We start from the raw sequence: 5,076 nt of genomic DNA on the forward strand, positions 1-5,076 counted from the left end.
CGGAGCTGCCCCGGGTCGCGCTGCCGTCCCTCCCCCGGCGTCCCGCACGCGACCGATCCGGCGACGGGGTCGACGGCCCGGACGACGACGGCAGCCGCGCGGACCGGGGCGACCGTGCCCGCGACGGTGCCGACCGCGCCCGGGACCGCGCCGACCGCGAGGAGGACCCGGCCGGACCCGACTGGGTGCCCCGCTGGGTCCGACGGCTCGATCGCCGGGTCCTCGTCACCACGCTCGTCGCGATGCTCGTCGCCGCGGTCGTCGGCGGGTCCATCGCCGCGCTCGGCCTCGGGCTGATCTTCGTCACCGACGCCTGCGACGTGGACGCCTACGTCTGCGACGACTCCCTCTTCACCGTCGGCTACGCGCTCTCCGTCGCCGGACCGCTGATGCTCACGGGCATCGCCCTGATCGTGGCCCTCGTCGGGCTGCTGCGCGGGCGCACCCGGCCGTGGCTGGTGCTCGCCATCGGGCTGGGCGCGTCGCTGGCGGCCTACGTCCTCGGCGCCGTGATCGTGCTCGTCGCCGTGCCCGGCTCCTCGCCCCTGACCTGATCCCGGGCGTCCGCCCCGCCCCCGTCCGTCGCGGCGGCACGACCCCGTCGTTCCGCTAGCGTGGGATCTCCGGCGCGCCTGTCGCGGATCCGGGGGGACGGCCGCGCGTGCGGCATGCGAGGGGGCGGTAGTGGACAGCGGACGTGTGGCTCTGGTCATCGAGGACGACGGCGACATCCGCCAGCTGCTCGAGGTGGTCCTGCGCCAGGGCGGCTTCGCCGTGCACTCCGCGGGCACCGCGACGGAGGGCGTGCGGCTGGCCGAGGAGGTCGCGCCGGACGTCATCACGCTCGACGTGGGCCTGCCGGACTTCGACGGCTTCGAGGCCGCCCGCCGCATCCGGCTGGTGAGCGACGCCTACATCGTGATGCTCACCGCGCAGGGCGAGGAGGTCGACACCCTGCTCGGCCTCGAGGCCGGCGCCGACGACTACATCGTGAAGCCCTTCCGCCCGCGCGAGCTCCGCGCCCGCATCTCGGCCATGATGCGGCGGCCGCGCGGCGGCGGCGAAGCCCCGGCAGCCGCTCCCGCCGGCGGCACCGCGGCACCGGCGCCTGCGCATCCGTCGACGCCGGCGTCGGCGCCGGACGCCTCGGAGAGCGCATCCGCGCCCGGGGCCGAGGAGCCCGTGCAGCCGGCCGCGTTCGCCACGACGACCATGGTGTCGCCGGCCCTGCCCACGGAGACCGCGCCCGAGGACGACGCGGACGTCCTGCGCCACAACGGCCTGGAGCTCGACGAGGGGACCCGCCAGGTCACGGTCGACGGCGAGCCCGTCGACCTCACGCGCACCGAGTTCGACCTGCTCGCGTCGATCCTCGCGAGCGGCGGGCGCGTGCGCACCAAGGGCGACCTCGTGCGCGACATCCGCAGCGGCTCGTACGCCGTCGCCTCGTCGACCGAGCCCGAGGAGCGCGCCGTCGAGGTGCACCTCGGCAACCTGCGGCGGAAGCTGCACGACGACCCGCGCCAGGCGCGGTGGATCCAGACGGTCCGCGGCGTGGGCTACCGGCTCGCGCCGGCGCGCGACTAGCCCGTCACCCGAGCGCGGGCTGCCGCGGGGCCGGGCGGTCCCGCGGCAGCTGCGCCGTGGATCGGGGTCCCTTCGGGTGGGATCCCGCTCCCGTGATCCGTCCGGCCTGTCGTGGGGGCCGGGCGGGCGTGCGCGTCGCCCGTCGGGTCGGCCGCGCGCACGGGTCTAGTCGGGTGGGTTCCCCGCCTCCGCGCGGAGCCAGGAGCGCATCGCGTCCATGCTGCGCTCGCCCACCTCGGCGAGCTCGGGGAGGAGCGCGCGGGATCCGGCCTGGTCGGCCGCGCGGATGGCGCGCTCGAGCTGGCCGGCCAGTCCGCTGAGGCGGAGGGCGCCCACCATCGCGGCGGAGCTCTTGACGCTCAGGCACGCGTCGAGCGCGGCCTGGCGGTCGCCGGAGCGCACCGCGCCGTCCAGGCGCTCCCACCGGGTCGGCCAGAGGTCGACGAAGAAGCGGAGGAAGTCGACGCAGGCGTGCTGCCCGTCGGTGAGCCCGGCCGGGCGGGCGGCCTCGGCGCGGGGAGCGGGTGGGGCGCCGACCGGACGGGGGGATCCGGCCGGCGCCTGCCCACGACCGGGTGCGGGGGCACCACGGGTCGCGAGGCGGTCGTCCGGACGGGGGGATCCGGACGACGGGGTCCCGCGGCGCGGCTCGGGGTGGCCGCGCGGCGGGGTCACGCCCACCGGTGCGGGAACACCGGGGGGCGGAGCGGGGGCGTCCGTCGCGGGGACGACGGACAGGCGGACGGGGGCGGGCTCGTCCGACAGCTCGACCAGCAGCTGCTCCAGGACGCGGACGTCGAGGAGCGGGGGGATCTGCGGGGCGCGCGCGACCTGGGCGTTCATGCCCGGCCGCCGACGAGACGATCGGAAGGACCGGGGAGGCTGCCGTCGGGTACCGGCCGCGCATCCGTGGACCCGGTACGGCACCCGGTGCGCGCGGCTCGGGTGCCGCTCGCGGGGTGGTCGTGGGAGGTCATCCGGTCCTTCGATCGCTCGTGTCGGACGGGGATCTCCCCGTCATCGAGTGAGCCTGGCAGCGACGCATGCGGGATCCGATCAAGGTGGTCACAAGATCGGCTCAAGTCCTCCGCGGCATGGGGGCGCGGCGGCGCGGGGCCTGTGCCTTCGGAGCTACCGGGCGTCCGGGACGACCCGCAGCGGCAGCCGCACGCGCATGGTGGTGCCGACGCCGACGGCGCTCTCCACCTCGATCGTGCCGTCGTGCGCGTCCACGATCGAGCGCGTGATGCTGAGGCCGAGCCCCACGCCCGCGACCGTGCTCGCGCGCGCCGAGCTGGTGCGGAAGAAGCGCGTGAACAGCTGCGCCGTGTCCTCCGCCGACATGCCGACGCCGTCGTCGGAGACGCAGAGCCGGAGGTGCTCGCCGTCCACGTCGAGCTCGGTGGTGACGGTGCCGCCCTCGGGCGTGTACTTCACGGCGTTGCTGAGGAGGTTGTCGAGGACCTGGCCGATCCGCACGGCGTCGACCTCGGCGACGAGCTCCTGGTAGTCCGGCTCGACCAGCGCGACGCCGTTCGCCTGGGCGTGCGGGCGGATCACGTCGAGGGCGTTCTCGACGATCTCGCCCACGTCGACGAGGTTGCGGTTGACGGCGAGGCGGTGCTGCGCCGCCGTGAGCAGGTCGCCGATGAGGCCGAGGAGGCGCTGGGCGTTCCGCTCCACGATCGCGAGGCGGGCGGCGGTGATGCGGTCGTCGACGTCGTCCTCGACGAGGTCGTCGGCGATGAGCTCCACGTACCCGAGGATCGACGTGAGCGGCGTCTTCAGCTCGTGCGAGACGCTCGCCACGAAGTCCTCCCGCTCGGAGACCGCGAGCGCGAGCGCCGTCACGTCGGTGCTGACCATGACGGTGCCGAACGGGCGGCCGTCGGGGTCCACGAGCGGGGACAGGGAGGCGAGCACGGCCTTCTGGGCCCCGCCGTCGCCGACCCAGTAGACCTCTCGGGCCACGACCTCGCCGGCGCGGGCGCGGGCCACGAGCTGGCGCTCGGGCGGGACGACCGTGGTGCGGTCCTCCTCGTAGACGAACCGACCGAGGCTCGGGTCCTCCCGGTCCACCGGGTCGGCGAGCGTCATGAGCTCGCGGGCGGCGCGGTTGCGCTGCGTGATGCGCCCCTCGGCGTCGAGGACGACCACCGTGTCGTCGATCGCCTCGAGCACGCCGTCGATGACCGAGTTGCGCTCCCGCAGGTCGACGAGCGTGGCCGTGAGCGCCGCCTGCATCTCCCCGAGGCGGGCGTGCTGCCGGAACAGCTGCTGGGCGAGGAGGTTCACCGCCACGGCGACGAGGAGCATCACGACGGGCAGCACCACGATGTGCGACCAGCCGGTCGTGCCCTCCGGGAGCTCCCCCGAGCGGACGATGGGCAGCGCGAGCACCGCGGCCGTGCCGATGGCGCCCAGCCACAGCACGTGCAGCGCGAAGGCGTAGGCGAGCCAGATGACGGGGAAGACGATGAGGAACGCGGTCGAGGGCACCTGGACGCCGATCGCGTCGTTGCAGAGCGCGAGCGCCGCGAAGTCGAGCATGGGGAGGACGGCCACCCACTCGGACGCGATGCGCTCCCAGGGCAGGACGGCCGCGACGATGGTCACGAGCGCCGCGACGATCGTGCCCGCCACGAAGCCGGGGTCCGCGACGGCGGCGAGGTCGCCCGCGCCCGCGACGACGCCGACCACGGCGAGGCTCAGGATGAAGGGCAGCTGCGCGTGCAGCGGCTTGGAGAAGGTCATGCTGCGCAACGCCGACTGCGCGCGCGCCAGAGGGCCGCGCCGCACGACGGTGGGAGCCTGCTCGCCCACGTGACCCCCTGATGCGGCGTCCCCGTGCCGCTCGTCGATACTAACCGCGCGTGGACGATCCGCCCGGGGACCGCGTACCCCGTGATATGGGGATCCGCGTACGATTCCCTGATGAGCGCCCTCCCGCACGAGCACCGGGTGGAGATCGCGCATCTCGTCGCGTCCCCCGTGCACCGCCTGGAGGGGCGCCCGGCCGACGGGCCCCGGGACGAGCCGGGCGAGCCGCCCTCCCGCAGGTCCGTGCGGATCCGCGCCGGGCTCGGCATCGTCGGCGACCGCTACTTCGGCCAGCGGGCGCACCGCACGGCGGCCGTCACGGTGATGGCGGTCGAGTCGGTGGAGCGCGTCGCCCGCGAGCTCGGCGTCGAGGCGGGCCTGGATCCCGTCGACACCCGCCGCAACGTCCTCCTCCGCGGAGTGGACGCCGACCGGCTGCGGGGCATGCGCTTCAGCCTCGACTCGGGCGACGGGCCGGTGGAGTTCCAGGGCCACCGGCCGGCGAACCCGTGCGCGTGGATGGACGTGATGCTCGCGCCCGGGGCGTTCCGCGCGCTGCGGGGGCGCGGCGGGGTGCGCTGCGAGCCGCTCGGCGACGGGATCCTCACGGTCGGCCCCGCCGTGCTGCGCACCGAGCGGCCGCTCGAGGACCCGCGCCCGGACGCCGAC

Annotated in this window: 5 protein-coding genes; 3 read left to right on the forward strand and 2 right to left on the reverse strand. The window is 75.6% G+C overall.

Going from position 1 to position 5,076, the window contains the following annotated elements:
- Together Q6969_RS12780 and Q6969_RS12785 are read left to right on the forward strand one after the other, a co-directional pair.
- Positions 1-554: hypothetical protein (locus Q6969_RS12780; RefSeq protein ID WP_317230772.1), on the forward strand; the 554-nt coding region annotated here is incomplete at its 5' end.
- 130 nt (positions 555-684) lie between these two features.
- Positions 685-1,587: a response regulator transcription factor gene (locus tag Q6969_RS12785; RefSeq protein WP_317230773.1), complete on the forward strand. Its 903-nt coding sequence runs from the start codon at positions 685-687 to the stop codon at positions 1,585-1,587.
- A gap of 165 nt (positions 1,588-1,752) precedes the next feature.
- On the opposite strand, the gene Q6969_RS12790 is transcribed toward Q6969_RS12785, so the two are convergent.
- The gene (locus tag Q6969_RS12790) at positions 1,753-2,430 is read right to left on the reverse strand and encodes an Hpt domain-containing protein (RefSeq protein WP_317230774.1); all 678 of its coding nucleotides are present in this window, start codon (positions 2,428-2,430) and stop codon (positions 1,753-1,755) included.
- Positions 2,431-2,718: 288 nt separating this feature from the next.
- Positions 2,719-4,410, reverse strand: a complete 1,692-nt coding sequence (locus Q6969_RS12795; protein WP_317230775.1) for an ATP-binding protein — start codon at positions 4,408-4,410, stop codon at positions 2,719-2,721.
- 111 nt (positions 4,411-4,521) lie between these two features.
- On the opposite strand from Q6969_RS12795, the gene Q6969_RS12800 reads away from it, so the two are divergent.
- Positions 4,522-5,076 (forward strand): MOSC domain-containing protein (locus Q6969_RS12800; protein ID WP_317230776.1); only part of this gene is annotated, 555 nt, incomplete at its 3' end.

Source organism: Clavibacter sp. MX14-G9D (assembly GCF_032917815.1).
GTDB lineage: Bacteria > Actinomycetota > Actinomycetes > Actinomycetales > Microbacteriaceae > Clavibacter > Clavibacter michiganensis_K.